Genomic DNA, 22209 nt, shown 5'->3' on the forward strand with positions numbered 1-22209 from the left:
ACATTGTGGAACATAGTTCCGTATCGCGGAACTATCGCAAGGTGCCGGCCGTCGCCGCATCCCGGCACGGCCCGGTCATGCCAGCGCGGGGAACCGTGACAGCGCGGGGCGCAGACGAAAGGTCTGGGTCCGAAGAAACGCCTGCAGCCCGCCTGGCGAATCAGTGAAAGAAGAACGGAGGCACTCCTTGAAAGCAGTTATCAGCGCCGGCGCAGCCGCCTGCATCGCGGCCCTTGGCCTGGCCCACGGCCTGGCCCAAGCCCAGTCCTACCCCAACAAGCCGATCCGCCTGATCGTTCCGTTCGCGGCCGGCGGCACCACCGACATCGTTGCGCGCGCGGTCTCCGACGGCCTTGGCCGCGAGCTGGGCCAGCCGGTGGTGGTGGAAAACCGCGGCGGCGGCGGCGGCGCGATCGGCGCCGACGCGCTCGCCAAGTCCGCCCCGGACGGCTACACGCTGGGCATCGCCACCGTCAGCACGATGGCGACCAACCCCGCCACCAACCCCAAGAACCCGTACGACCCGCTCAAGGACTTCGCGCCGATCACCAACCTGGTCAACGTGCCGAACGTGCTGACGGTCAACCCGAAGGTGCCGGCCAAGACCCTGAAGGAGTTCGTCGCGATGCTGCAGGCCAGCCCCGGCAAGTACAGCTACGCCTCGGCCGGCAAGGGCAGCATCTCGCATCTGGACGGCGAGCTGTTCAAGGACATCACCAAGACCGACATGGTCCATATCCCCTACCGCGGATCGGGCCCTGCGCTGAACGACACGCTGGCCGGCCAGGTCAACGCGCAGTTCGACAACCTGCCGTCGTCGATGCCGCATATCCAGGCCGGCAAGCTGCGCGCGCTGGCAGTGGCGGCGCCCAAGCGGGTCGAGGGCCTGCCAGACGTGCCGACCTTTGCCGAAGCCGGCATGAAGGACATGAACAACATGGCCTGGTACGGCCTGGTGGCCCCGGCCGGCACGCCGGCGGCAATTATCACGCGCGTGCATGATGCCGCGGTCAAGGCGCTGCAGGACCCCAACGTCAAGCGCCGCCTGGCCGACAGCGGTGCCTACACCGACGGCAACACCCCGGCGCAGTACGCCGCCCAGATCAAGCGCGAGCTGGACCTGCGCAAGAAGATCGCACGCGACCAGAACATCACACTGGAATAACCGGACGGCGAAACCGTCCCGCGAGGGGTCATGACCGGCTGCCACCTGGCAGCCGGTTTTTTTATGGCTGCCAGTTGAAAATGTGCCATCAGTCACCCACATCTGCCCCAGAATCGTTGCATTTGATCCGGCGCAGTACGCAGGCAACGCCATCGGTATTCAATACTTGTAGAAGAAACTTTCACTTTGCGGACAAGCGCTGACTCGGTACATTAACCGGGTGTTCCGCCACATGTGCCCAGCCGCCACCGGCCAGGCTCGGCCCCAAAACCGGATTCGCGCAGGCGCTGCGCGACCGTCAATCGCGAGGATAAGCAAGATGCTGAAGAAGACCGTTTCGACCCTGATCGTTGCAGCACTGGCCGCGCTGGGCGCGACGCAGGTCTATGCGCAGAAGAACTACACCGAAGGCGGCGATCTCTACGGTGGCAGCCACACCAAGAAGGCCAGCCCGAACCAGAACCCCGCCAAATCCGGCAAGTTCGACCCGTACACCGATGGCGCCAAGCAATCGACCAAGTCGGACCTGACCAACTCGGGCAAGAAGTTCGACCCGAACACGGATGGCGCCAAGGCCGGCAAGTTCGATCCGTACACCGACGGCGCCAAGGCCGGCAAGGCTGATCCGTACACCGACGGCGCCAAGGCGCCTGCCAGCCAGGGCGGCAAGGCGCAGTAAGCCTGCCCCGCCGCCAACCGGCGGCACCAAGGCAAACAGCCCGCTTGCGCGGGCTGTTTTGCTTTCTGGCGGAAGCCGCGCTCAGGCTGCCATCGCCTGGGCCGGCTGCGCGGGCAGCATGGTGCCGCGGTCGCGGAAGCCGACATGCCAGGACAGCGCCTCTTCCAGCAGGTGCGGGGTCTGGCCGCCATGGGTGCTGGCGCGCCGGAAGTAGTCGCCCAGCAGCTCGCGGTATTGCGGGTCGGCACAGTTGTCGATGACCGTGCGCGCGCGTTCGCGCGGCGCCAGGCCGCGCAGGTCGGCCAGGCCGTGCTCGGTGACGATGATGTCGACGTCGTGCTCGGTATGGTCCACGTGCGCCACCATCGGCACGATGCTGGAGGCATCGCCGTCCTTGGCCACCGACTTGGTCACGAATACCGACAGGTGCGCATTGCGCGCAAAATCGCCGGAGCCACCGATGCCGTTCATCATGTGCGTGCCCCCCACATGCGTGGAGTTGACGTTGCCGTAAATGTCGCACTCGAGCGCCGTGTTGATGGTAATCAGCCCGAGCCGGCGCAGGATCTCAGGATGGTTGCTGATCTCCTGCGGACGCAGCAGCAGGCGCGAGCGATAGCGGTCCAGGTTGGACAGGAAGCGCTGGTACACCTCGCGCGTCAGCGTCACCGAAGAGGCCGAGGCAAACGCCAGGCGCCCCGCATCCAGAAGTTCGATGGTGCTGTCCTGCAGCACCTCGGAATACATCTGCAAGTCGCGGAACGGTGAATCGACCATGCCGTGCAACACCGCGTTGGCAATGGTGCCAATGCCCGCCTGCAGCGGCTGCAGCGCGGGCGAGAGCCTGCCGGCGCGGACTTCGCGCAGCAGGAAATCGTTGAGATGGCCGGCGATATTGCGGGTATCGGCATCCGGCGGCAGCGCGTTGGACGGGCTATCGTCCTTGGCGGTGATGACGATGGCCGCGATCTTCTCGGGATCGATGGGGATATACGGCAGGCCAATGCGCTGCTCGGGCGCAATCAGCGGGATCGGCTGGCGGTACGGGCGCCGCACCGGGAAGTAGATGTCGTGCAGCCCTTCCAGCTCCAGCGGCATGTTCAGGTTGATCTCGACGATCACCTTGCGCGCCAGTATGGCGAAGCTGGCCGAGTTGCCGACCGAGGTGCTGGGGATGATGCCGCCCTGCTCGGTGATCGCCACCGCTTCCACCACGGCAACGTCCACCGGTGCGATCTGGCCGGAACGCAGTTGCTCCACGGTCTCGGACAGGTGCTGGTCGATGAACATCACTTCGCCTGCGTTGATCTTGCGGCGCAGCGTCGCGTCGGACTGGAACGGCAGGCGGCGCGCAATCACGCCCGCCTCGGCCAGTACCCGATCGATGTCGTTTCCCAGCGACGCGCCGGTCATCAGGGTGATGCGCAGCGGCTCGGTGGCCGCGCGCCGCGCCAGCGCAAACGGGACTTCCTTGCAGTCGCCCGCGCGCGTGAAACCGCTCATGCCTACCGTCATGCCATCGCGGATCAGCGCGGCGGCTTCGTCGGCCGAGACTACCTTGTCGTGCAGCCTGGCCAGGCGAATGCGTTCCTTGTACATCCTTATCTCCGGTCTGGCGGCCGGGCCCGTGCCCGCGCCGCGCGCCCCTGCTGGCCTGAAGGCTCGTTGGCGGGGTCTCCGGCAGGCAGTGTAGCCAGCCGCATACATTCTGGCTGTGATTTAAAGTCATGGCTCCCAGTCGCTTCATTCATAGCTCAAGCCATGCCAGGGGTCGTGCGGGATACTATGTCCCTGTGGTGCCACAGGGCATTCCCGACCTGTCACAATTCCGGCAAAAGATTCTGGTAGTGTCTGGCCCATCGGTCGACCGTGCCCCGCCAGAGAGGCTGCGGCGCCCGTGCCGCCCGGGCCGGCCATGCTCCGGCCCCTGGTACCCGCGCGACGGATGCCAGCGCATCGCAGTGGCGGCAAACCAAAACAGGAGACGCCATTCATGCAGCCAAGACCCCTCGAACCCAGCGAGCCGGTTGTCCTTGCCCTGGTTGATGCCGTAACCGCCTGGCAAGGTGCGTTGGAACAGACGCTATGCGCCTCTGGCCTGAACTACTCCCAGTGGCTGCTGCTGCGGGCCATCCGCCAGGATGCCTTCGTGCGCGGCTCGCCATTGACAGGCCCGATGCCGATCGATGTCGAGCGTTCCGAGACGATGCTGGATGAACTGCGGCGCGACGGCTGGATCGAGTACGCCGGCACTCAGGCGCCCCGCATTGCAGAAAGCGCAGCCAACCGGCTGCAGCGCACCGCGCAGGCCCTCAGCGCGCTGCACAGCGTGTCAGTGGCGGCGTTCAGTTCGCAAGAGCGCGCTGCGCTGGGCACCCTGCTGGAGCGGATGAAGACCACGCTGAGCGACCACACCACTCGCCAGGTTCGCGCGGGCACCGAAGCCGCCCGGCAGGAAAAAGCTGTCGCGCCCTCGCATTGCCCCGGCCTGCCGCCGGTCGCACACCGCCCCACCTCTTGCCCCACCCTCGCCGCCACGCGCCTCTGAGCGCCGCGCAAGCCGTCCCGCGGGCAGCAGCGGGAGGCCGCCCACCTTTTCTTCGCGCGCCATCGTCATACCCGCCACTTTTCTTGCGCCGGGCATGCGGATTTTTCCTAAAGTATGAGCATGCCCCGGCACATGCCGCGGGCCGCCCGTCGACACCGCGAGGAGGGATCATGCCGCAGGAGAACGAAGACAAGGTCGCGCACCTGCTGGACGAACTGGCCAGCTTCGCGCGCGAGCGGCTGCCGGCGGCGATGTTCGCCGTGGTCGAGCCCTTCCTGCTGCACTACTACGACCAGGCCGACGCCGAGGACTTGCTCCAGCGCGACGTCGACGATCTCTACGGCGCCGTGATGGCGCACTGGCAGACCGCACAGAAATTCACCCCCGGCAATGCGCGCATCCGCGTCTACAATCCCAACCTGGAAGAGCACGGCTGGCACTCGGACCACACCGTGGTCGAGATCGTCAATGACGACATGCCCTTCCTGGTCGACTCGGTGACGATGGAGATCAACCGGCAGGGACTGGCGCTGCACTCGGCCATCCATCCCGTGTTCCGGGTCTGGCGCGACGCTCGCGGCGGCATCGAGCGGATCGCCCCGGGCGGCGCCGGCGAGGCCGGGGACAGCTCGCGCCTGGAATCCTTTATCCATTTCGAGATCGACCGCAGCGGCGAGGCCGCGCGGCTGGAGGCGCTGCGCAGCGGCATTGCGCAGGTGCTGGTCGACGTGCGCGCGGCGGTGGAAGACTGGTCGAAGATGTGCGGCATCACCCAGGCCACCATCGCCGCCATGGCGCAGGCGCCCGACGCGGCCGCGCCGGAGAGCGTCGAGGCGCGCGCCTTCCTGGACTGGATGATGGATGACCACTTCTCCTTCCTCGGCCAGCGTGACTACCAGCTGGTGTCGCAGGACGGCCGCTACTTCCTGCGCGGCGTGCCGGGCTCGGGCGCGGGCATCCTGCGCGAAAGCCTGCGCGAGCCTGATGCCGAAGATCTCACGCTGCTGCCCGCCGCGGCCACCGCGATCATCGAAGGGGCCTCGCCGATCTTCCTGACCAAGGCCAATTCGCGCGCCACCGTGCACCGCCCGGGCTATCTCGACTATGTCGGCGTCAAGCTGCTCGATGAAAAGGGGCAGCTGTTCGGCGAGCGGCGCTTTGTCGGCCTGTACACCTCGACTGCCTATACGGCGCCGATTGCGGAAATTCCGCTGGTGCGGCTCAAGTGCGCCAATATCCTGGCGCGCGCGGGCTTCCTGGCCAAGGGGCACCTTTACAAGTCGCTGGTGACCATCCTTGAGCAATATCCGCGCGATGAACTGTTCCAGGCCACCGAGGATGAACTGTTCGACATCACCACCGGCATCCTGCGGCTGCAGGAACACCAGCGCACCCGGCTCTTTGTACGGCGCGACCGCTTCGACCGCTTTGTCTCGTGCCTGGTGTTCGTGCCGCGCGACAAGTACAACACCGACCTGCGCCAGAAGATCCAGAGGCTGCTGACCGCGGCCTTCCACGGCACCAGCTGCGAGTTCACGCCGCTGCTGTCCGAGTCGCCGCTGGCGCGCATCCAGCTGACCGTGCGCGGCGAGCCCGGCACCATGCCGCATGTTGATACGCGTGAGCTGGAGGCGCGCATCGTGCACGCCAGCCGCCGCTGGCAGGACGATCTCGCCGAAGCCCTGCATGAAAGCCACGGCGAAGAGCAAGGCAACCGGCTGCTGCAGCGCTACGGCGGCTCGTTCCCCGCCGGCTACCGTGAGGACTACCCGGCCCGCACCGCGGTGCGCGATATCGAGCTGATGGAGCACGCGCTGCGCGGCAACGGCATGGCGATGAACCTGTACCGGCCGATCGAGGCCGCGCCGGGGGTGTTCCGCTTCAAGGTGTACCGTGCCGGCGAGCCGATCGCGCTGTCGCACAGCCTGCCCATGCTGGAACACCTGGGCGTGCGCGTGGATGAAGAGCGCCCCTACCTGATCGAACCCGACAGCGGCGCGCCGGTATGGGTGCACGACTTCGGGCTGGAGATTGCCGACAGCGGCGGCGCGGCGGAATTCGACATCGCGCGCGTCAAGGCCTTGTTCGAGGATGCGTTCGCGCGCGCCTGGCACGGCGAGATCGAGAACGACGACTTCAACCGCCTGGTGCTGCGCGCCGAGCTGGCCGCACGCGACGTCACCATCCTGCGCGCCTATGCCCGCTACCTGCGCCAGGTAGGCTCGACCTTCAGCGACGCCTATATCGAGCGCGCGCTGACCGGCAACGCGGCCATTGCCGCCATGCTGGTCGGCCTGTTCGTGGCGCGCTTCGACACCTTCAGCGAGGTCGCCACCGACACCGCCCGCCAGGCGCGCTGCGACAAGCTGCTGGCCGATATCGGCGCGGCGCTGGACAAGGTGCCCAACCTGGACGAGGACCGCATCCTGCGGCTTTTCCTGGGCGTGATCAACGCCACCGTGCGCACCAACTATTTCCACCGCGGCGAGGAAGGCCAGCCGCGCCCATATGTGTCGTTCAAGTTCAATCCCGCGCTGGTCCCCGGCCTGCCCGAGCCGCGCCCGATGTTCGAGATCTGGGTCTACTCGCCGCGCGTTGAGGGCGTGCACCTGCGCGGCGGGCGCGTGGCCCGCGGCGGACTGCGCTGGTCAGACCGGCGCGAGGACTTCCGCACTGAAGTGCTGGGCCTGATGAAGGCGCAGATGGTCAAGAACACGGTGATCGTGCCGGTGGGCTCCAAGGGCGGCTTCGTGGTCAAGCGCCCGCCCCCGCCCACCGACCGCGATGCGTTCCTGCAGGAGGGCATCGCCTGCTACCAGACCTTCCTGCGCGGGCTGCTGGACCTCACCGACAACCTCGTCGGCGGCCAGCTGGTGCCGCCACCCGAGGTGGTGCGCCACGACGACAACGACCCCTACCTGGTGGTCGCCGCCGACAAGGGCACCGCGACGTTCTCCGACTTCGCCAACGCGATCTCGGCCGAATACGGCTTCTGGCTGGGCGATGCCTTTGCGTCCGGGGGCTCGGTCGGCTATGACCACAAGAAGATGGGCATTACCGCGCGCGGTGCGTGGGAATCGGTCAAGCGGCATTTCCGCGAGATGGGTGTCGATATCCAGACCACGGACTTCACCGTGGCCGGCATCGGCGACATGTCGGGCGATGTGTTCGGCAACGGCATGCTGCTGTCGCCGCATATCCGGCTGGTGGCGGCTTTCGACCACCGGCATATCTTCCTCGATCCCGACCCGGACACGACAAGGAGCCTGCAGGAACGCACGCGGCTGTTCGGCCTGCCCCGCTCAAGCTGGGCCGACTACGACGCCACGCTGATTTCCGCCGGCGGCGGCATCTATCCGCGCAGCGCCAAGACCATCGCGCTGTCGCCGCAGGTGCAGGCGGTGCTGGGGGTCACGGCAGCCACGCTGTCGCCGGCCGAGCTGATCCACGCCATCCTGATGGCGCCGGTCGACCTGCTCTACAACGGCGGCATCGGCACCTACGTCAAGTCCAGCCAGGAAACCCACCTGCAGGCCGGCGACCGCACCAACGACGCGGTGCGTGTCAACGGCAATGACCTGCGCTGCAAGGTGGTCGGCGAAGGCGGCAACCTCGGCTTCACCCAGCTGGGCCGCATCGAGTTCGCGCGCAAGGGCGGGCGCATCAACACCGACGCCATCGACAACTCGGCCGGGGTGGACTGCTCGGACCACGAGGTCAATATCAAGATCCTGCTCGGGCTGGTGGTTGCCGACGGCGAAATGACCGAGAAGCAGCGCAACAAGCTGCTGGCCGAGATGACCGACGAGGTCGGCCTGCTGGTGCTGCAGGACAACTACTACCAGACCCAGGCACTGTCCGTGGCCGGGCGCAGCAGCCCCGCGCTGCTCGACGGCGAGGCGCGCCTGGTGCGCTGGCTGGAGCGCGCCGGACGGCTCAACCGGCCGCTGGAGTTCCTGCCTTCGGAGGAAGAAATCGCCGAGCGCAAGCTGGCCGATGAAGGCCTGGCATCGCCCGAGCGTGCCGTGCTGCTTGCCTACAGCAAGATGTGGCTGTACGACGAACTGCTGGCCTCCGACGTGCCGGAAGACACGCTGGTCGCCGGACTGCTGTCGGACTATTTCCCGGTGCCGCTGCGCCAGCGTTACGCCGACGCGATGCAGCGCCACCCGCTGCGGCGCGAGATCCTGTCGACACACCTGACCAATATGCTGGTCAACCGTATCGGCGCCACCTTCGTGCACCGGATCATGGAAGAGACCGACGCACGCCCGGCCGATATCGTGCGCGCCTGCCTGATCGCACGCGATGTCTTCGGCCTGACCACCCTGTGGCAGGAGATCGATGCGCTGGACAACCGTGTGGCCGATGCCGAGCAGGCGCGCATGTTCGGGGCCGTGGCGCTGCTGCTGGAGCGCGCGTGCCTGTGGTTCATCCGCTATCTGCGCAGCGGCAGCAAGGCCGCCGAGGACCTGGCGCGCTTTGCCCAGGCCGCGCAATGGCTGGCCCCGCAACTGCCGCGGCTGCTGCCGCCGGCCGATGCGACGGCACTGTCAGAGCGCACCCGGGCCTTGACGGATGCAGGGGTCGACGAAGCGCTGGCTGTGCGCGTGGCCGGCAGCGAGATCTCCGCCGCCGCGCTCGATATCGCCGAAGTGGCCACGGCGTGCGAACGCAGCCTGGACCTGGTGGCGGGGGTTTATTTCGCGCTGGACAGCCACCTGAGCTTCAGCTGGCTGCGCGAGCGCGCGCTGGCGCTGCCATCGGACACGCACTGGGACCTGCTGGCACGCACCACCACGCTGGAAGACCTGGGGCGGCTCAAGCGCGCACTGACCGTCAGCGTGCTGTCACAGGAGGGTGAACTGGATACGCCCGACGCCATGATCGATGCCTGGCGCTCCAGCCGTCATGGCGCGCTGGAACGCTTTACGCGCATGCTGGCCGACCAGCGCGCCTCGGGGGCTGCGGGGCTGTCGATGCTGTCGGTCGCGGTGCGCGAGATCGGTATGCTGGAACGCGCATAGCGCTGGCCAGCCCGGGCTTATTCGTCTGCTTCCGCGCCCGTGTCGAGGTCCGCATCGTCGCCGATGCCGGCGCCTGCGCCACGCGGGCGCAGTTCCAGCCCGAGCAGGACCAGCAGGTCGAAGGCATCGGAAAGCAGGTGTTTCTGCCTGGGCAGCAGGCTGGCGTACGGCATGTCGTAGATCGACTGGTGCGCGGCACGCTCGCCCTTGAGGCCGCGGTCGCGCGCGATATCCGACAGCAGCGCGGCAAACCCTGAGAGGTCCTGCGCTGCCAGTGCTGAATTCAATACCTTGGCGATCACTTCCGGCGAAGCGTTCGCCCAGCCCATGCGTTCAGCATTGGAGGCAGAGTCTTGAGGAAGGTCGGCAAAGTCCATGATTGTGTATAACGGTCCCGCCTGAGCAAGCTTAAGGCGGCAACCATGTGAATTTGACCCCACATGCGTGGGGTGACATGGCTTGCCGCCCGACGATCCGGGCTAGCGCGGTACCGGCTTCGCCGCCACCTGGCGGTAGACCGTGCTGCCGTCGCGCGCGGTGCGTGCCTGGACGTGATTGCGTGCGCCGCATTGCGGGCAGCGGAACACGGGACCCTGCCCTTCATTGCGGATCTGCACCTCATTCGGCTCCCAGCGCGCACCGCAAGCCTGGTTCCCACAAACAAACATGAAATCTCCTTGAAACAGACGCCCGAGAGCCTGAGCCGGGCGCGATACGGGGCATGGCCGCACTGCCCGGTGGCGGCGCGGCCATGCCTGCTCAGCCGACATTATCAGGCCAGTCGACCGGGCGCGGGCCCATTCGCCACATATTCGGCGGCTCACCCAATGCCGTGCTCTGGTACATCCAGGCGCCGCAGCCCGTGCAGCGCCAGCGGCTGTCGACCTTGCACCGGTTGCTCATGGCCGCAATGCCAGAGGCAGCCAGGTGCTCGTGTGGCGGCACGCTGGACGGTTCGCCCACCAGCTGATGACACAGGTCACAGGCGTGCATGGCATCTCCTGTCACGGCGATGATTGCGCGGCGGCGCCCTCAGCCATTGTGCTGCACCCATTGCCGCGCCCACGAAATCGCCGCGGCCCGCGCATCTTCGGGCGTGGCGTGCGTGGCCGGCGGCGCGCCGCCCTCCAGCACCACGGCGCCCGACTCCCAGATATCGCACAGGGCCTTGAACCGCCCCATGCCCAGCGCGTGGCAATACACGTGGATCACGAAGCCGCCGTACTCCACCACGTCAGTGGCAGTATCGGTCAGCGCCTGATCCGCGGTGGGATCGGACGGCACCAGCGGCACATCGGGCTGGCGCAGCACCCGCCGCTCCGCGGCCGTGCGCACCAGCATGGCGCAGGCACCGCCCATCGCCGCGCCCAGCACCACGCCCAAACCAAACCAGCAAGCCCTGCTCCCGCACCTCGCCATGGCATCCCCCGCAGCGACCCTGCCGGTCCTGGCACGACCATGCTGTGCGACCGGCATCGCTTTCAGGTTATACCAATCCAGGCCGACACCGCCTGCCACCAACTTCGACGCGGCAATGGCACAGCGCCGCAGGGTGTGGCGGCGCACGAAAATGAGAATCGTCGGGGATGACCGAAGCGCTGGCCAGAGCTATACTGTACATCCATACAGTATCCGGATACTGCCCATGCCCTTGTACCAGTCCGATTCCATCCTGCTCGAGGCCTACTACTTCGGCGACGACTGCGAATCCCTGCGCCTGCCTTGCGGCAGTGTCTGCGTGGACGCCGGCGCCATCCTCGTCGACGGCATCGAGCCACTCCAGTTGCAGGCCCTGCGCTGGACGCCGGATTTCCTGTCCTTCGACGCCCAGGGCACCCGTCACCGCTACCCGGTCAGCCGCCCCGCCCTCGTCGGCCCCGGCCAGGCACGCTTCGCACTGCTTTAAGCTACGGCTTCCGCATCGCCGATGCGCCACGCCGCTTGCCCACATGCCAGACCTCAGCCCGACCGCCAGCCAACTGATCCGCTCGCTCGACCTGCAGCCGCATCCGGAAGGCGGCTACTACCGCGAAACCTATCGCGGCGAAGAGCAGGTCGTCTGCCAGGACGGTCGCACACGCGCAGCCTGCACCGCGATCCACTACATGCTGTGCGGCAACGACTATTCCGCGTGGCATCGCATCCGGTCCGACGAACTCTGGCACTACCACGCAGGCTCCCCCGTGGACGTGCACCGGATCGTGGACGGCACCATCGTCACGCAGCGCCTGGGCGACCCGCTGCGGCATCCCGGCGCGGCCTTCCAGGCAATGGTGCCCGCCGGCCAATGGTTTGCCGCCGAACGCGTGGATATGGCCGATGGCGTGGACTTCGCCCTGGTCGGCTGCACCGTGGCACCAGCCTTCCAGTTCAGCGAATTCGAACTGGCCGACGCAACGGCGCTTGCCGGCCTGGCAAGCGGACATGACGCGCTGTTGCGCAGGCTGACGCGCTAGTCTCCACCCAAGAAACAGCCCGCCGCGGTGGGGTGCGGGCGGGCTGGTGAGTACAGCGGGACCAGTCTAAGCCAGGGTGCCGGCGGGCCATGACGGGAGAACCTGGGTATCTCGCCGCCTTTGCTGGCAACGACCGAGCAGCGCGTATAGCCCAACAGGCACTCAGGATGCGGATTCATATCCTGCAGCACAGATAATCTTGGGCTCACCCATTATTTGCAGCTACAATTATTGCCAAGGATGTCAGCAACCAGTCCAAGCACGGTGTTTCGCTCGCGCTGGCAGCAAGGTTCCACTGGCCGAGCCTGTTGGCAGGGGGCTTCGGCGTCATTGATGAGCGCCTCTATTGCGTGGTGTTCACCCAGGGCGGGAATGCAATGCATATCATCAGCCTGCGCAAGGCCAACAAACGCGAGGCAAGGAACTATGTCGACCAAGCCTAAGATCGTCGTGCCGACCGACGAAGAGGACGCGGCCATCAACCGCGGCATCGCTGCGGATCCGGACACGTACGAGGTCTCGGCGAAAGAGATGCAGGCCATGAAGCCGCTCGGCAAACGCGGCCGCGGTCGACCCAGGCTCGCCAGCACCAAGGAACTGGTGAGCATTCGCTATGACGCGGACATACTGGATGCATTCCGCGCCAGCGGGGAAGGTTGGCAGACGCTGATGAACGCAACGCTGAACGTTGCGCTTCAACAGGCCATGGACATTACCTACGTTGGGGGCCCACTGCATGGAACCACGGTCCGTGACAACCCCAACACCTTGTCATCCGTTCTCACCTATCGCCCGGTAACAGCCTTCGCGAACGACCCTGCGCATCAGGCAACGTATCGTCGGGTAACCCTCGAACGTGCCATTGGAAACAACGTCGAACGCCGCGACTTCTTTGTGAGTGACAGTCTCACCGACAGCGAAGCCGATTCCCTGATCCAGCGAGAAGACCTTTGGCCTATGTCAGAGCCACACCATGCCTGAGTATTGGATGCGGTCCAATAGGGCAGCTTGGCGGGCTAGCCGGAGTCAGCCAGCACCGGCCGCGTCCAACCAAGCTCGCTGATGCAATCGGCGACCTGCCCTTCCCGGGCGTCCGAGTGCTTGCGTGCGTTGCGCATATATGGCGCAAGCTCCACAGGAAAAGTAAGAACGACAGCAGCGATCGCTATCGTTGCAACAGGTTAGGTAGAAAGCGGGCCTGCTTTTCGCAGTAACAGCCAGCGCCGCGCATGGCGGGCCGAAAGGTCATGCACTTATCCACGCTTGCATTCGACCTTCTCTTCATATTCACCGTCGTCCTTCCATTCGCGCTCGATCAGGCAAGGGCCGTCGCGGTACTTCTGCTTCCGCTCATAGCCACGCGGACCGCCCTTGCATTTGCGCTCTTCCTTGTATTCGCCATCGCGCTTCTGTTCGCGTTCGATTTCACAAGGGCCGCTACGGAATTTCTCTTTGTACTCACCGCCACGATATGCGCTCCGGTAGCCGCGGTCATCGGCGCGTGCGGCAGCCGCGGCCGTCAGCCAGAGGAGCGCAAGGGTAGCCACACAGAGCTTTCGGAACATAAGTGGGGAATCGGTCGGGAGGATGGCAGAGCATAGCAACGGGCATCGGCGACGGCTGTATCAAAGCGTTACCGCACCGGCCGGCCATTTCCACGCAGAAAATAAAAAACCCGCTTGGCTATTCACCAAGCGGGTTTTGTCTGGTCGGGGCGAGAGGATTTGAACCTCCGACCACCTGCACCCCATGCAGGTACGCTACCAGGCTGCGCTACGCCCCGAAGCAAAAGATTATAACAGAAGCATTTCCCGTATGACTAGCTCCCGACGTCGAAATTATCCGTGCTTCGCGATCTCCCGCAGTTGCGCGAGCAGGTGCTGCACTTCGACCAGTTCATTGCGCAGGCCGCCGATGTCGACCGACAATGCCGCCGCATTTTCTTCACCAACTTCTGCGGCCTCAGGCGCTGCCGCTGCCCCACTGTGATGACGGCCTTCATCGAGGCGATTGCGCGCGCCGTTGATGGTGAAGCCCTGTTCGTAGAGCAGTTCGCGGATGCGGCGGATCAGCAGGACTTCATGGTGCTGGTAGTAGCGGCGATTGCCGCGGCGCTTGACGGGCTTGAGTTGCGTGAACTCCTGTTCCCAATAGCGCAGGACGTGCGGCTTGACGGCGCAAAGCTCGCTCACCTCACCGATGGTGAAGTAGCGCTTGGCCGGAATCGGCGGCAACGCGATGCGATCGCTGGATTTGTCCGACATGTGGTGTGTAGACGAGCGTCAGGCCATGCCGGCCATGCGGTTGGCGCGCACCAGGTGCGCGCCCAGAAGCATACCGATGCCGGCTTCGGGAAGCAATCCGCCGTTCGGGTGACGCGTCAGCCGACGATGCCGGCGCGTTCTTCCACCAGGCCCTTGAGTTTCTGGCTGGCGTGGAACGTGACCACGCGGCGCGCGGTGATTGGAATGACTTCGCCGGTCTTGGGATTGCGGCCGGGCCGCTGCGGCTTGTCGCGCAACTGGAAGTTGCCGAAGCCGGACAGCTTGACGCTGTCGCCCTGCTCCAGCGCTTCGCGGATGACGTCGAAGAAGGCCTCGACCATGTCCTTCGATTCGCGCTTGTTCAGGCCCACCTGGTCGAACAGCATCTCGGCGAGTTCGGCCTTGGTCAGCGTGGGAACTTCGGTCGCGCGCGCATCCGGCATAGCGTCGTCAAGGGAGGAAGCCTGCCGGTCGCTCATCTCACCCAGTGCTGCAGCGGTCATGGAATTCGCGTCTCGATCATTCATGTCGATCGCTCAAGTGTGTGTCTGGCGATCCGCCCGGGGCAAGCCCGGGCGCCCTTGTTTATCGTGTGTCCGTCGCGTACTTGTTGCGTACTGGCGATGGCTTAGCCGCGCAGCCGGGCCTGGAAGGCCTCTGTCAGCGCGTCGACCATGCAGCGCACTGCGCTGTCGACGGTTTCGTCCTGGAGGGTCGACCCAGTATCTTGCAAGGTCACCCGGAACGCAAGGCTTTTCTCGTCCGCGCCAATGGCAGCGGAAGCGCCCTTGGGACGGAACTCGTCGAACACCACCAGGCTCTGGCAGTAGCGGCCGTAGCCCTGCTTTTCCAGTGCCGCGCGCATGGCGTCGAGCAGGTCCTGCACGCGCACCGATTGCTTCACGACCACGGCCAGGTCGCGCACGGCGGCCGGGAACTTGGAGATCTCGGTGTACAACGGCAGGCCGGTGTCGCGCAGCGCGTCAAGCGCCAGTTCGAACACTACCGGGGCATGCGTCAGCTCGTATTCCTGCAGCCAGCGCGGATGCAACTCGCCGACCACGCCCACGGCCTTGCCGTCGAGCAGCACGCGCGCGGCGCGGCCCGGGTGCAGCGCCGGGTGCGACACCGGCTCGAAGCGCGGCACGCGCGGATGGAACAGTGCCTCGACATCGCCCTTAATGTCGAAGAAGTCGACGTTGCGCGCGGGGATGCCCCACTGCTCTTCGAACGCCGGGCCATAGGCAATGCCCGCGGCCATCATCGGCTGATCGTAGCCGGCCACCGTCAGGCCGCCATCCTTCACGCTGGCGTCGCGATGGAACACGCGGCCCACCTCGAACAGGCGCACGCGCGCAGCCTTGCGGTTCAGGTTGTAGCGCACCTTGTCGACCAGGCCGCCGATCAGCGTCGAGCGCATCACCGCCAGCTGGCTGGCGATCGGGTTCAGCAGGCGGATCGGGTTGTCGTTGGCGGCGAAGTCGCGCTCCCACTTCTCTTCGACGAAGGCGAAGTTGATGACTTCCTGGTAATCGCGCGCGGCCACGGCGTGGCGCACCACGTGGCTGGAGCGGCGGGCCTCGTTGGTCGGGCGCATCTCGCTCTCGGCGATCGGCGGACGTGCCGGAATGCGCTCGAAACCATAGATGCGGGCCACTTCCTCGATCAGGTCTTCCTCGATCTCGATATCGAAGCGGTAGCTCGGCGGCGTGACTTCAAACACCTCGCCCTCGGCGCCCTGGGTGCGTGTGAACGGCAGCTGCAGGCGCTGGAATACATCGGCGATGGCTGCAGACGACAGCTCGATGCCCAGCACGCGCTCGGCGCGCGCCACGCGCAGGCTGACCGGCTTGCGCTGCGGCAGGTTGACCACGTGGTCGTCCACCGGGCCGGCCTGGCCGCCGCAGATCTCGAGGATCAGCGCGGTGATGCGCTCGATATGCTCGACCGTGGTGGCGTAGTCCACGCCGCGCTCGAAGCGGTGTCCGGCATCGGTCGAGAAGTTGTAGCGGCGGCCACGGCCCTGGATCGCGGCGGGCCACCAGAATGCGGCCTCGAGATAGATGTCCGTGGTGTCCAGCGTCACGGCGGTGCTGTCGCCGCCCATGATACCGGCCAGGCTTTCGATCTCCTTGTCATCGGCGATCACGCCGACCTGCTCGTCGACCTCGATGGTATTGCCGTTGAGCAGCTTGATCTGCTCGCCCTTGCGGCCCCAGCGCACGTCGAGGCCGCCGTGGATCTTGCTCAGATCGAACACGTGCGACGGACGGCCCAGTTCCAGCATCACGTAGTTCGAGATATCGACCAGCGCGGAAACACTGCGCTGGCCCGAGCGCTCCAGGCGCTGCACCATCCATGCCGGCGTGGCCGCGCGCGCATTCACGCCGCGGATCACGCGACCGGAGAAGCGGCCGCACAGGTCCGGCGCCGATACCTTGACCGGCAGCTTGTCCTGGATCGTCACCGGCACCGGCTTCATCTCCGGCAGGTTCAGCGCGGCACCGGTCAGCGCCGACACTTCGCGCGCCACGCCGTGGATCGACAGGCAGTCGGCCTTGTTCGGCGTCAGCTTGATGACAAAGACCTGGTCGTCCAGGTCGAGGTACTGGCGGATATCCTGGCCGACCGGCGCGTCTTCCGGCAGCACCATCAGGCCACCGTGGTCCTCCGACAGCTTGAGTTCGCGCGCCGAGCACAGCATGCCGTAGCTGTCCACGCCGCGCAGCTTGCCGATCTTGATCTCGAACGGCTTGCCGCCATCCTCGGACGGCGGCAGCACGGCGCCGACCAGTGCGCACGGCACCAGAATGCCGGGCTTGACGTTGGGCGCGCCGCAGACGATCTGCAGGGTCTCGCCGGTGCCGGCATCGACCTGGCACACGTTGAGGCGGTCGGCATTGGGATGGCGCTCGGTCGACAGCACGCGCGCGACCACCACCCTGTCGAACGGCGGCGCGACCGAGCCCACTTCTTCCACTTCCAGGCCGGCCATGGTCAGCGTGTGCGACAGCGCGTCGGTGGAGATCTTTTCAGGGTTGGCGAAGGTGCGAAGCCAGGATTCCGAGAATTGCATGGCGCTTCTGATCCGGTAAGTATTCTGTGTGGTCGTTGACGAGGGGACGGCGGCGCGTCAGGCGAACTGGCGCAGGAAGCGCACGTCGCCCTCGAAGAACAGGCGCAGGTCGTTGATGCCATAGCGCAGCATGGTCAGGCGCTCCAGGCCGGAGCCGAACGCGAAACCGATATAGCGCTCGGGATCGAGGCCCATGTTGCGCAGCACGTTCGGATGCACCTGGCCCGAACCGGAGATCTCCAGCCACTTGCCATTGCCGAAGGCCATGTCGATCTCCGCCGACGGCTCGGTGAACGGGAAGTACGACGGGCGGAAGCGCACCTGGATGTCATCGCGCTCGAAGAACTTGCGCAGGAAGTCTGTGTACACGCCCTTCAGGTCGGCAAAGCTGACGTCCTCGCCGATCCACAGGCCTTCGACCTGGTTGAACATCGGCGAGTGCGTGGCGTCGCTGTCGACACGGTAGGTACGGCCCGGGCAGATCACCTTGATCGGCGGCATCGCCTTGCCGGCGTACTTCTCGACATGCATCTTGGCGTAGCGGACCTGCATCGGACTGGTATGCGTGCGCAGCAGCAACAGCTTGTCTTCGCTGTCGCGGCCATCCACGTAGAACGTGTCCTGCATCGAACGCGCCGGATGGTTGTCCGGATTGTTCAGCGCGGTGAAGTTCATCCAGTCGGTCTCGATCTCGGGGCCGTCGGCCACATCGAAACCGATCGAGCCGAAGATCTGCTCGACGCGCTCCCACGTGCGCATCACCGGGTGCAGGCTGCCGCGGCTGACCGCACGGCCAGGCAGCGTGACGTCGATGGCCTCGGCGGCCAGGCGCGCGTTCATCAGCGCATCGGCCAGCGCCTGGCGGCGTGCCTGCAGTGCGGCTTCAACCTGCTGCTTGATCTGGTTGATGCGGGCGCCTTCCGTCTTGCGGGTTTCCGGGTCGAGCTTGCCGAGGCCCTTGAGCAGTTCGGTCAGCGCGCCGGTCTTGCCCAGGAAGCGGGCCTTTTCGTTTTCCAGCGTGGCGTTGTCGTTGGCAGCAGCGAAGGCGGCCTGGGCATCGGCGACAATTTGATCCAGATCCTGAGACATGGCGGCGGTCGTGGGATTTTTGGCGTCGGGCCGGTACGCACCGGTCCGACGTGGGTTGGCACTACGTGCGGTGTTCGTTTCGAATGCGGTCTCGGCAACCGGATAGCGGCAACTGAAACGGCATTCGAAATAAAAACGGGGCTCGGTGAGGAGCCCCGTTTCAGCGGACCTTGCAGTCGGCGGTCGACCTTGCGGTCGGTGCTTGCCCGGCAGCGCTTACGCGCTGCCGCAGCCGGCATCAGGCAACGGTGGCTTTCACCTGGTTGACGATGGCGGCAAAGGCAGGCTTGTCGTGAATAGCCATGTCCGACAGCACCTTGCGGTCCAGTTCAATCGAGGCCTTCTTCAGACCGTTCATGAACACGCTGTAGGTCATGCCATGCTCACGCGTCGCGGCATTGATACGCGCAATCCACAGGGCGCGGAACACGCGCTTCTTGTTGCGGCGATCGCGGTATGCGTACTGGCCAGCACGCATGACCGCCTGCTTGGCGATGCGGTAGACATTATTGCGACGGCCGCGGTAACCCTTGGCAGCGTCGATGACTTTCTTGTGACGGGCCCGTGCAGTGACCCCACGCTTTACTCGAGGCATGTAATTCTCCTTTCGTTTTCGTCAGGGGTTATGCGTAAGGCATCATCGCGCGCACCGACTTCAGGTTCGTCTCATGGACGTCCTGAGTACCGCGCAGTTGACGCTTGTTCTTGGTGGTCTTCTTGGTCAGGATGTGACGCTTGAAGGCCTGGCCACGCTTGAACGAACCGTTCGGACGTGCAGTAAAGCGCTTGGAGGCGCTTTTCTTCGTCTTCATCTTCGGCATGAAAAACTCCAGCTCATATGACATGCATGCAGGTGGACGGCTCACGCCGACGCTTGCAAGACCCGCATCCACTTGTTGTTGCACAGCGGCCCTTGCGGACCGCGCGCGACTTCCGCACGAAGCAACACCGGGATGCCTGGCATCCCGGCCGCTGCACCGCGCAGGAATTACTTCTTCTTCTTGGGGGCGAGCACCATCACCATCTGGCGCCCTTCCATCTTCGGCATCTGCTCGACCTGGCCGATTTCTTCCAGGTCCGCCTTCAGGCGTTCGAGCATGCGCGCGCCGATTTCCTGGTGCGCCATCTCGCGACCACGGAACCGCAGCGTGATCTTGGTCTTGTCGCCGTCTTCCAGGAAGCGCTTCAGGTTGCGCAGCTTGACGTTGTAGTCGCCATCATCCGTACCCGGCCGGAACTTGACTTCCTTGACCTGGATGATTTTCTGCTTCAGCTTCGCCTCGTGGGCGCGCTTGGCTTCCTCGTACTTGAACTTCCCATAATCCATGATCCGGGCGACGGGCGGAACCGCGTTCGGCGCGATCTCGACCAGGTCCAAGTCCTTATCTTCAGCCAGCCGGAGCGCGTCCATGAACTTGACGATGCCGAGCTGTTCGTTATCAACCCCTACCAGGCGCAGCTCAGGCGCGCTGATTTCCCGGTTGATGCGATGACCTTTGTCCGTAGCGATGTTGCGTTACCTCAAGAAGACAAAAAAACAAGCCGTGCTCACCACCCATCAGGCTTTGCTGGCGACGTCGTTTTGCAGACGCTCAACAAACGCGGAGACGGGCATCACACCCAGATCCACGTTGCCACGGGCACGCACGGCCACTTGACTGGCATCCCGCTCCTTGTCGCCCACTACCAGCAGGTAGGGAACCTTTTGAAGCGAATGCTCGCGGATTTTATACGTAATTTTCTCATTACGCAAATCAGCCTTGGCCCTAAACCCTTGTTTTTGCAGCAATTGCACGACGCTTTCGGCGTATTCCGCCTGCGAATCCGCAATATTCATGACCACCACCTGCTCCGGGGCCAGCCAGGCCGGCAGCGCACCGGCGTGGTTTTCCAGCAGGATGCCCAGGAAACGCTCGAACGAGCCCAGGATGGCCCGGTGCAGCATCACCGGGCGCTTGCGCGAGTTGTCCTCGGAGACGTATTCGGCATCCAGGCGCTCCGGCAGCACCAGGTCAAGCTGCAGCGTGCCGCACTGCCACGAGCGGCCGATCGCGTCCTTGATGTGGTACTCGACCTTGGGGCCGTAGAACGCGCCCTCGCCCGGCAGCTCCTCCCAATCCACGCCGCAGGCGCGCAGCGCCAGGCGCAGGCCCTCTTCGGCGTGGTCCCAGATCTCGTCGGAGCCGGCACGCTGGTCCGGGCGCAGCGACAGCTTGACCTTCACATCCTTGAAGCCGAAGTCGTCGTAGACCGAGAACGCCAGTTCGTTGAAGGCCTTGGCCTCCGCCACGATCTGCTCTTCCGTGCAGAAGATGTGCGCATCATCCTGCACAAAGCCGCGCACGCGCATCAGCCCGTGCAGCGCGCCCGACGGCTCGTTGCGGTGGCAGGCGCCGAACTCGGCCAGGCGCAGCGGCAGGTCGCGGTACGAACGCAGGCCGTGGTTGAAGATCTGCACATGGCCCGGGCAGTTCATCGGCTTGATCGCGTAGTCGCGCTTCTCCGACTCCGTGACGAACATGTTCTCCTTGTAGTTCTGCCAGTGGCCGGACTTTTCCCAAAGCGAACGATCCATCACCTGCGGCGTACGAACCTCATCGTAGCCGGCGTCCGTCAGGCGGCCGCGCATGTACTGCTCGACGGCCTGCCACACCTGCCAGCCCTTCGGGTGCCAGAACACCATGCCGGGCGCCTCTTCCTGCAGGTGGAACAGGTCGAGCGTCTTGCCCAGCTTGCGGTGGTCGCGCTTCTCAGCCTCTTCCAGCATGTGCAGGTAGGCTTCCTGGTCTTCCTTCCTGGCCCAGGCCGTGCCGTAGATGCGCTGGAGCATCTCATTGTTGGCGTCGCCGCGCCAGTAGGCGCCGGCCACCTTCATCAGCTTGAAGACCTTCAGCTTGCCCGTGGACGGCACGTGCGGGCCACGGCACAGGTCGACGAAGCTGCCTTCGCGGTACAGGCCGATTTCCTGGCCGGCGGGGATCGAGGCGATGATCTCGGCCTTGTACTTCTCGCCCATCGACTCGAACAGCGCCACCGCTTCGTCGCGGTTCCATACTTCGCGCACGACCTTCTCGTCCTTGCGAGCGAGTTCCGTCATCTTCTTCTCGATGGCGGCCAGGTCTTCGGGCGTGAAGGGACGCTTGTAGGCAAAGTCGTAGTAGAAGCCGTTTTCGATCACCGGGCCGATCGTCACCTGCGCTTCCGGATAGAGCTCCTTGACGGCATAGGCCAGCAAGTGCGCCGTGGAGTGGCGGATCACATCGACGCCATCGGCGTCCTTGTCCGTGACGATGGCCAGCTCGGCATCGCGGTCGATCCTGTAGCTCGTGTCGACCAGTTGGCCGTCCACCTTGCCGGCCAGCGCGGCCTTGGCCAGGCCGGCACCGATGCCCTGCGCCACTTCGGCAACCGTCACCGGGCCGGGAAACTCGCGGCGGGACCCATCCGGCAGCGTGATTGCGATCATTTCGACTCTCCAGGATTCCGCCGGCGGCGTCTTGCGCTTCGCCCGAGCGGATCAAACTGCATCTTGTGGCACCGGCCCTGCATGCCTGCGGGACCGGCGATTTATTCTTTGCTGCCCTGCCCTGCCGCACCGGAAACGCGGCAGCTTATCAGGACGCTGGCAGGCGACAGACGAAAAAAAACGCGGCCAAGGCCGCGTTTCTCTTTGTCAAACCCGATCCAACCGGGTCGAAGGCGCACCTCGACTACTGTCGCTTGCCAGCGGTAGTAGTTCGCGGTGTCATAACCATGATGCGCTTCCGTTCCGTATGGGGTTGAATCGGACTTGCCACACTTCTTTTACTGCTTTACTGCAATTCGTTGGTAGGCTCGATTGGACTCGAACCAACGACCCCCACCATGTCAAGGTGGTGCTCTAACCAGCTGAGCTACGAGCCTAG

21 protein-coding genes, 2 tRNA genes and 1 pseudogene are annotated in these 22209 nt (G+C 65.1%); 8 read left to right on the forward strand and 16 right to left on the reverse strand.

The features are described 5' to 3' along the window. Positions 1–187 precede the first annotated feature (187 nt). Positions 188–1165, forward strand: a complete 978-nt coding sequence (locus tag C265_RS13045; protein WP_010813084.1) for a tripartite tricarboxylate transporter substrate binding protein BugE — start codon at positions 188–190, stop codon at positions 1163–1165. A gap of 319 nt (positions 1166–1484) precedes the next feature. Beyond that, the gene (locus C265_RS13050) at positions 1485–1844 is read left to right on the forward strand and encodes a hypothetical protein (protein WP_010813085.1); all 360 of its coding nucleotides are present in this window, start codon (positions 1485–1487) and stop codon (positions 1842–1844) included. A gap of 81 nt (positions 1845–1925) precedes the next feature. Here C265_RS13050 and C265_RS13055 read toward each other — a convergent pair whose 3' ends face one another. Further along, a complete protein-coding gene (locus tag C265_RS13055) occupies positions 1926–3443 on the reverse strand; it encodes an acetyl-CoA hydrolase/transferase family protein (RefSeq protein WP_010813086.1) in 1518 nt (505 codons plus the stop codon). A 394-nt stretch (positions 3444–3837) separates the two neighbouring features. Between C265_RS13055 and C265_RS13060 the strand changes: the two genes are divergently transcribed. Next, positions 3838–4392: a hypothetical protein gene (locus C265_RS13060; RefSeq protein WP_011615017.1), complete on the forward strand. Its 555-nt coding sequence runs from the start codon at positions 3838–3840 to the stop codon at positions 4390–4392. Between the two features lie 170 nt (positions 4393–4562). Then, positions 4563–9419 carry an NAD-glutamate dehydrogenase gene (locus C265_RS13065; RefSeq protein WP_010813088.1) on the forward strand — a complete coding sequence of 1619 codons (4857 nt, stop codon included), beginning with the start codon at positions 4563–4565 and terminating at the stop codon, positions 9417–9419. A gap of 17 nt (positions 9420–9436) precedes the next feature. On the opposite strand, the gene C265_RS13070 is transcribed toward C265_RS13065, so the two are convergent. The 4 genes from C265_RS13070 to C265_RS13085 form a co-directional block, all read right to left on the reverse strand. Beyond that, positions 9437–9796, reverse strand: a complete 360-nt coding sequence (locus C265_RS13070) for a hypothetical protein (RefSeq protein ID WP_010813089.1) — start codon at positions 9794–9796, stop codon at positions 9437–9439. Between the two features lie 102 nt (positions 9797–9898). Next, entirely contained in the window at positions 9899–10087 is a 189-nt protein-coding gene (locus C265_RS13075; RefSeq protein WP_010813090.1) for a hypothetical protein, read from the reverse strand. A 91-nt stretch (positions 10088–10178) separates the two neighbouring features. Then, positions 10179–10412 carry a hypothetical protein gene (locus C265_RS13080; protein ID WP_010813091.1) on the reverse strand — a complete coding sequence of 78 codons (234 nt, stop codon included), beginning with the start codon at positions 10410–10412 and terminating at the stop codon, positions 10179–10181. A 39-nt stretch (positions 10413–10451) separates the two neighbouring features. Then, positions 10452–10796, reverse strand: coding sequence for a hypothetical protein (locus C265_RS13085; RefSeq protein WP_231881416.1), 345 nt, complete (start codon positions 10794–10796; stop codon positions 10452–10454). Between the two features lie 268 nt (positions 10797–11064). Between C265_RS13085 and C265_RS13090 the strand changes: the two genes are divergently transcribed. From C265_RS13090 to C265_RS32850, 4 genes and pseudogenes are all read left to right on the forward strand, one after another. Next, positions 11065–11325, forward strand: a complete 261-nt coding sequence (locus C265_RS13090; protein WP_010813093.1) for a hypothetical protein — start codon at positions 11065–11067, stop codon at positions 11323–11325. A gap of 43 nt (positions 11326–11368) precedes the next feature. Continuing rightward, positions 11369–11875: a cupin domain-containing protein gene (locus C265_RS13095; RefSeq protein ID WP_010813094.1), complete on the forward strand. Its 507-nt coding sequence runs from the start codon at positions 11369–11371 to the stop codon at positions 11873–11875. Positions 11876–12153: 278 nt separating this feature from the next. Then, the gene (locus C265_RS31385; RefSeq protein WP_246840206.1) at positions 12154–12318 is read left to right on the forward strand and encodes a BrnT family toxin; all 165 of its coding nucleotides are present in this window, start codon (positions 12154–12156) and stop codon (positions 12316–12318) included. Next, positions 12302–12577: pseudogene (locus tag C265_RS32850) on the forward strand (BrnA antitoxin family protein); the annotation flags it as partial. The gene C265_RS31385 and the pseudogene C265_RS32850, both read left to right, overlap by 17 nt. Before the next feature lie 551 nt (positions 12578–13128). On the opposite strand, the gene C265_RS31395 reads toward C265_RS32850, so the two are convergent. The 11 genes from C265_RS31395 to C265_RS13160 all read right to left on the reverse strand — a co-directional run bounded on the left by C265_RS31395 (position 13129) and on the right by C265_RS13160 (position 22207). Continuing rightward, a complete protein-coding gene (locus C265_RS31395) occupies positions 13129–13440 on the reverse strand; it encodes a hypothetical protein (protein WP_081645124.1) in 312 nt (103 codons plus the stop codon). 141 nt (positions 13441–13581) lie between these two features. Beyond that, positions 13582–13658: transfer RNA gene (locus tag C265_RS13115), tRNA-Pro, on the reverse strand. Between the two features lie 55 nt (positions 13659–13713). Then, complete coding sequence (locus tag C265_RS13120) at positions 13714–14139, reverse strand: MerR family transcriptional regulator (RefSeq protein WP_010813098.1); 426 nt, start codon at positions 14137–14139, stop codon at positions 13714–13716. Positions 14140–14255: 116 nt separating this feature from the next. Further along, entirely contained in the window at positions 14256–14666 is a 411-nt protein-coding gene (locus C265_RS13125) for an integration host factor subunit alpha (RefSeq protein WP_037024300.1), read from the reverse strand. A 101-nt stretch (positions 14667–14767) separates the two neighbouring features. Beyond that, complete coding sequence (gene pheT / locus C265_RS13130) at positions 14768–17215, reverse strand: phenylalanine--tRNA ligase subunit beta (protein WP_010813100.1); 2448 nt, start codon at positions 17213–17215, stop codon at positions 14768–14770. A 57-nt stretch (positions 17216–17272) separates the two neighbouring features. After that, positions 17273–18304, reverse strand: a complete 1032-nt coding sequence (gene pheS, locus C265_RS13135) for a phenylalanine--tRNA ligase subunit alpha (protein WP_010813101.1) — start codon at positions 18302–18304, stop codon at positions 17273–17275. A gap of 238 nt (positions 18305–18542) precedes the next feature. Then, positions 18543–18899, reverse strand: a complete 357-nt coding sequence (gene rplT / locus C265_RS13140) for a 50S ribosomal protein L20 (protein ID WP_008650487.1) — start codon at positions 18897–18899, stop codon at positions 18543–18545. A gap of 28 nt (positions 18900–18927) precedes the next feature. Further along, positions 18928–19125, reverse strand: coding sequence for a 50S ribosomal protein L35 (gene rpmI, locus C265_RS13145; protein WP_006575466.1), 198 nt, complete (start codon positions 19123–19125; stop codon positions 18928–18930). A gap of 167 nt (positions 19126–19292) precedes the next feature. After that, positions 19293–19814: a translation initiation factor IF-3 gene (gene infC / locus C265_RS13150; RefSeq protein ID WP_078195944.1), complete on the reverse strand. Its 522-nt coding sequence runs from the start codon at positions 19812–19814 to the stop codon at positions 19293–19295. Positions 19815–19862: 48 nt separating this feature from the next. After that, the gene (gene thrS / locus C265_RS13155) at positions 19863–21770 is read right to left on the reverse strand and encodes a threonine--tRNA ligase (RefSeq protein ID WP_010813103.1); all 1908 of its coding nucleotides are present in this window, start codon (positions 21768–21770) and stop codon (positions 19863–19865) included. A 360-nt stretch (positions 21771–22130) separates the two neighbouring features. Then, positions 22131–22207 (reverse strand) — tRNA-Val (locus tag C265_RS13160). Positions 22208–22209 lie beyond the last annotated feature (2 nt).

Source organism: Cupriavidus sp. GA3-3, assembly GCF_000389805.1.
Taxonomy (GTDB): Bacteria; Pseudomonadota; Gammaproteobacteria; order Burkholderiales; family Burkholderiaceae; genus Cupriavidus; species Cupriavidus necator_D.

What these genes read in the sequence shown, in the direction of transcription:
- rplT (WP_008650487.1), bottom strand. Translation starts at nt 18,899, where the DNA reads ATGCCTCGAGTAAAGCGTGGGGTCACTGCACGGGCCCGTCACAAGAAA.
- C265_RS13060 (WP_011615017.1), top strand. Translation starts at nt 3,838, where the DNA reads ATGCAGCCAAGACCCCTCGAACCCAGCGAGCCGGTTGTCCTTGCCCTG.
- pheT (WP_010813100.1), bottom strand. Translation starts at nt 17,215, where the DNA reads ATGCAATTCTCGGAATCCTGGCTTCGCACCTTCGCCAACCCTGAAAAG.
- C265_RS13120 (WP_010813098.1), bottom strand. Translation starts at nt 14,139, where the DNA reads ATGTCGGACAAATCCAGCGATCGCATCGCGTTGCCGCCGATTCCGGCC.
- C265_RS13125 (WP_037024300.1), bottom strand. Translation starts at nt 14,666, where the DNA reads ATGAATGATCGAGACGCGAATTCCATGACCGCTGCAGCACTGGGTGAG.
- rpmI (WP_006575466.1), bottom strand. Translation starts at nt 19,125, where the DNA reads ATGCCGAAGATGAAGACGAAGAAAAGCGCCTCCAAGCGCTTTACTGCA.
- C265_RS13095 (WP_010813094.1), top strand. Translation starts at nt 11,369, where the DNA reads ATGCCAGACCTCAGCCCGACCGCCAGCCAACTGATCCGCTCGCTCGAC.
- thrS (WP_010813103.1), bottom strand. Translation starts at nt 21,770, where the DNA reads ATGATCGCAATCACGCTGCCGGATGGGTCCCGCCGCGAGTTTCCCGGC.
- C265_RS13075 (WP_010813090.1), bottom strand. Translation starts at nt 10,087, where the DNA reads ATGTTTGTTTGTGGGAACCAGGCTTGCGGTGCGCGCTGGGAGCCGAAT.
- C265_RS13070 (WP_010813089.1), bottom strand. Translation starts at nt 9,796, where the DNA reads ATGGACTTTGCCGACCTTCCTCAAGACTCTGCCTCCAATGCTGAACGC.
- C265_RS13055 (WP_010813086.1), bottom strand. Translation starts at nt 3,443, where the DNA reads ATGTACAAGGAACGCATTCGCCTGGCCAGGCTGCACGACAAGGTAGTC.
- C265_RS13090 (WP_010813093.1), top strand. Translation starts at nt 11,065, where the DNA reads ATGCCCTTGTACCAGTCCGATTCCATCCTGCTCGAGGCCTACTACTTC.
- pheS (WP_010813101.1), bottom strand. Translation starts at nt 18,304, where the DNA reads ATGTCTCAGGATCTGGATCAAATTGTCGCCGATGCCCAGGCCGCCTTC.
- C265_RS13080 (WP_010813091.1), bottom strand. Translation starts at nt 10,412, where the DNA reads ATGCACGCCTGTGACCTGTGTCATCAGCTGGTGGGCGAACCGTCCAGC.
- C265_RS13050 (WP_010813085.1), top strand. Translation starts at nt 1,485, where the DNA reads ATGCTGAAGAAGACCGTTTCGACCCTGATCGTTGCAGCACTGGCCGCG.
- C265_RS13065 (WP_010813088.1), top strand. Translation starts at nt 4,563, where the DNA reads ATGCCGCAGGAGAACGAAGACAAGGTCGCGCACCTGCTGGACGAACTG.
- C265_RS31395 (WP_081645124.1), bottom strand. Translation starts at nt 13,440, where the DNA reads ATGTTCCGAAAGCTCTGTGTGGCTACCCTTGCGCTCCTCTGGCTGACG.